Below are 4,116 nucleotides of genomic sequence, written 5' to 3' on the forward strand. Positions count from 1 at the left end.
GTTTTTCTTTCTCATGCTCATCTTGACCATTCTGGATACATTTCCTTCTTAAAACCGGATATTCCCATTTTTTGCAGTCCCATGACTGCTTTTTTGGCCAAAGCTATCCAGGATAGCGGGAAGACGGATTTTGAAAGTGAAGTCTCCTATCTTATTCCGAGAAAATGTGAGGATAGTTGCATAAAATCAACAAATTACAGACAAGAGTTATCGAAGCAAAGGCCGTTTAAACTACTTTATGGGGACGAGCTCTCTCTCAAGGCAAGAACTTTTTGGGAAACAACCCCGGGAAGTAGAGAGCTCGATTATATACCTCTTGAGTTTAAAAATTGCATTAAGAATCTAAATGTGCGGGGATTTCCGGTTGACCACTCGCTTTGGGGGGCTACCGCTATTGCGGTTGAAACTTCTGCCGGTTGGATAGTTTATACCGGGGATTTGCGGCTACACGGAACAAGGGGTCATACTACCCGCGAATTTATGGAAAAGATGGCTGAGCTTAAACCGCTTGTCCTCATCTGCGAAGGGACAAATGCCGTGCCTACCGGCAGGCAGGCCGGTGAAGATGTTATGACTTCCGAGGAAGAAATCTATAAAAATAGCTTAGAGGCAGTAAAAAGGACGAAAAATTTGGTGATTGCAGACTTCGGTCCGCGCAATATTGAGCGTCTTTTAACTTTTCGAAAGGTGGCAGAAGAAACAGAGAGGAAGCTTGTTTTGCTCGCCAAAGATGTTTATTTGTTGGAATCAATGCGGCTTATTGACCCTAGCATTAAAGGTTTTTCTACCGATACTGTTTGTTGTTTATATGACAAAATTAAAGGAAGTATCAACAAGTGGGAGCGGGGGATACTTGAAAAATTTTCAGACAAATTAGTTGGTCCCAAGGATATCAGGCAAAATCAAGATGATTATATTATGTGCATGAGTTTTTGGGATATAAACGAGCTTCCGGACCTTATGCCAAAAGAAGGAAGTATCTATATCTATTCAACCTGCGAGGCTTTTAATGAGGAGATGGCCATAAGCTTTGATAGACTAAGAAATTGGTTAGATTATTTCAACTTAACTCTGGTTGGAGATCCGGAAAAAAATGAGAAGGGATTTCATGCCTCCGGCCATATCATCGGGCCCCAACTGCTTGAACTTATCAGAACAATAAACCCCAGATATTTAATTCCCGTTCACACCGAAAAACCTGAGTTTTTTCAGAAAAATCTAAAAGGTGAAATGGAGGTAATTCTTCCTTCTTATGGTAAGCCCATTTTGGTTGGTTGACCTTGCTAAGATTGAATAATGATATAAAAGCCCGATTATTTGTGGATAAGTTAGATTGGGAGGTTGCCTGGTTGTTCGGCTAACGTCTTACGGCTGGGTGTAAATTAATATTTTGTGGAGAACAACCCTTATTTTAATATAAAACGGAGGGGCAACAAGGGAATAGGCAGAATAATTTTTTAACGTTAAAAGGGATAAAAAAATTTGGATATTAAGGACAAAAAAGGCTCACTGGTCAAGGTAACCGTTAGTCTTGGGGTTGCACAACTTGACGAGTTTGAGAAGGTATTGAGCAGTTGGTGAAAAGGGCTGATGATGCTCTCTATAAGGCGAAAGCCGAAGGCCGGAGTAGGGTTTGCAAAGCAGAAAATTAATAAAGAATAAGTTTAAAGCTACGTTCTTACAAAAAATAAAAAGCCCCCCGAAACGGGGGGCTTTAATTTGCCAGATACTTAATATATAAATTTATATAAATTTGTGCCTGGTCTTACGACAAACTTAGTTAAGCTTTAACTACGTTTGCAGCTTGAGGTTTCCCGTTGTTTCCCTCTACGATATCGAATTCTACTTTGTCTCCTTCGTAAAGAACTTTGAAACCATCAGCTTGGATAGCAGAAAAGTGTACAAAAATATCATCTCCGCCATCGTGTTCAATGAAGCCGTAACCTTTTTTCTCATTGAACCATTTTATTGTGCCTTCAACCATTACTTAAACCTCCTAAAATTAAACATTACTGACATAGGTTAAATGCAATGATTCAAAAAGTCAATAAAAAAATCAATATTAATTTTAAATTAACTGCTTATTGAGCAATAGCAATCTTCTTTGTGACCTCATTAACAATATTATAATAGAGTTACTTGCCTTTTTATTTTCTTAGTTTTTTCCTCGTTTGTGAAGTCAATATTTTAAGAGCATCGGTTCGTAAAACAAATGCGTCTATCATACATTGCCGCTTTAACTTATGAATTGTCCGGGAGGCAGCTGTTTGTTCTAAATCCTTATCCAATACGAGAGGGTCAAATGAACTCTAAAAACATAAAAAAATGATTCTATGATTGCAACTTTATCTATCTATCATTAATTTACCATCACAATTTTACCTAAAGAATCTCTTTGTAATCGTCGATAAATAAACAAGAGAAATATTTAGGTGATAAACGTGAAGAAATATCGTCTTTTGAAAGCTTGGTGCCATATTATTTTGGTGCCATTGATACTGTATCTTCTTTTATCCTGGGCATTCTCTCTTACCCTTGAAAGCCCCGATTTTTTAATAGCCAAGATGCGCGAGCACCAAATAGCTGAAGAAATCACTCCGCTTTTACCGGGAATTTTGGGCAAAAATGACCCCGCAATAAGCAAAATGAGCTTCGACGTTGACTGGGTTAGGGCCAGTCTCGATTCTTTAACGAGAGAGGTAGTTGATTATGCGGCGGGGAAAAGAAGCGAAATCTCACTATCTATTGATGTTGCGCCAATATATAAACAGCTTATTCCTGAAGAGAAGAACGGAAACGCTTCGCTCTCCAATCTTTCTGAGCTTTCAGTGAAAACAAAGGATGGCAAAGCAAGTCTATATATGAGGTATAAGAACTCACTTTTAATCGAGTTCTTGGATAAACTCAACAGGATTTCTCGTATTAGCAAATTGATCAATGTGGGTATTATTTTCCTGGTGCTGATTTCAATCGGCCTATCTTTTTATCGTTTAAGGTCAAAGTTTTTTAAAATACTTGGTCCACCCTTAGCTGCTCAGAGTCTTTCTCTCATCATTATTCTTACTGGTTTTAACTGGTATTATCAGTCTTACTATGCAGACAACATTACCTCGAGAATCACTCAAGACTGGCAAATGGTTCTCTATCAGTTTAGTTTGGATATTGTTACGACATCCCTCTTTTACCTTGGCATGTTCTTGGCTATAGGAGTTATCTTCGGTCTTACTTTTACTTTTTTGAACAAAAGAGCTCAAAAAAGTCGAAAAAGAGCTTTGTGATGAAGTGCCACAAATTTCTTCTTGGTTTTATCTATAGATAGTCTCAAATGCTATTTTTATGCTTTATGTTTCATTGACATCTTTCTTGTTTTCGAGTAGTATTCCTACTGCAAAAGAGGGACATGGTCTTTGAAAAGTTTGCTTGCTTTAGTGCTTATCGAGCAGGACAAACATATATAATATATATAGATTATTGATGGAAGTTGGTTTGAGGCCCTTCATTAGTTTTTCCAGGACCCCGGCAACGTGTTTATTAGTAAAGGGGGAGTACCCGAGTGGCCAAAGGGGGCAGACTGTAAATCTGCTGGCGATGCCTACGGAGGTTCGAATCCTCCCTCCCCCACCAGCTTAGTTTCTAAGCAACATGGGAACATGGTGTCATAGAAAAATTTGTCTATATAACCAGACTACCATGAAGCTATGTTTCTAAAACTGCCCACATAGCTCAGGGGCAGAGCACTTCCTTGGTAAGGAAGAGGTCACCGGTTCAACCCCGGTTGTGGGCTCCACTGAAGCGGTTAATGGTTAATGGTTGATAGTTGATAGTTGATAGAAAAAGACCATAAACCATACACTATAAACTGATTTTGGCGGTGTAGCTCAGTGGTTTAGAGCACACGGTTCATACCCGTGGGGTCAGTGGTTCAAATCCACTCACCGCTACCAAATTAAAGATTAATTAATATTAAGTTGAAACGTTTTTAAGCATTTAAGGAGGAAATAATGGCTAAAGAAAAATTTCAAAGAACTAAACCACACATGAATATCGGAACCATTGGTCATGTGGACCATGGCAAGACGACGCTTACCGCGGCGATTACCAAATGTCTTCACAGCA

Annotated in this window: 4 protein-coding genes and 3 tRNA genes; 6 read left to right on the forward strand and 1 reads right to left on the reverse strand. The window is 38.8% G+C overall.

Annotated elements, in window-relative coordinates:
- On the forward strand, positions 1-1,278 hold a 1,278-nt coding region (locus Q7U95_RS01565), incomplete at its 5' end, for an MBL fold metallo-hydrolase RNA specificity domain-containing protein (protein WP_308751525.1).
- A 502-nt stretch (positions 1,279-1,780) separates the two neighbouring features.
- Here Q7U95_RS01565 and Q7U95_RS01570 read toward each other — a convergent pair.
- The gene (locus Q7U95_RS01570; protein ID WP_308751526.1) at positions 1,781-1,984 is read right to left on the reverse strand and encodes a cold-shock protein; all 204 of its coding nucleotides are present in this window, start codon (positions 1,982-1,984) and stop codon (positions 1,781-1,783) included.
- A 457-nt stretch (positions 1,985-2,441) separates the two neighbouring features.
- Between Q7U95_RS01570 and Q7U95_RS01575 the strand changes: the two genes are divergently transcribed.
- The 5 genes from Q7U95_RS01575 to Q7U95_RS01595 form a co-directional block, all read left to right on the forward strand.
- Entirely contained in the window at positions 2,442-3,278 is an 837-nt protein-coding gene (locus Q7U95_RS01575) for a hypothetical protein (RefSeq protein WP_308751527.1), read from the forward strand.
- A gap of 261 nt (positions 3,279-3,539) precedes the next feature.
- A tRNA-Tyr gene (locus Q7U95_RS01580) sits at positions 3,540-3,624 on the forward strand.
- 88 nt (positions 3,625-3,712) lie between these two features.
- Positions 3,713-3,787, forward strand: a tRNA-Thr gene (locus Q7U95_RS01585).
- 80 nt (positions 3,788-3,867) lie between these two features.
- Positions 3,868-3,944 (forward strand) — tRNA-Met (locus tag Q7U95_RS01590).
- Positions 3,945-4,001: 57 nt separating this feature from the next.
- Positions 4,002-4,116: GTP-binding protein (locus Q7U95_RS01595; protein ID WP_308751528.1), on the forward strand; the 115-nt coding region annotated here is incomplete at its 3' end.

This window comes from Candidatus Oleimmundimicrobium sp. (assembly GCF_030651595.1).
In the GTDB taxonomy this organism is placed as follows: Bacteria; Actinomycetota; Aquicultoria; order UBA3085; family Oleimmundimicrobiaceae; genus JAUSCH01.

Bases quoted from the DNA above. Each gene is read 5' to 3' on its own strand.
- Q7U95_RS01570 (WP_308751526.1), bottom strand. From the start codon at position 1,984: ATGGTTGAAGGCACAATAAAATGGTTCAATGAGAAAAAAGGTTACGGC.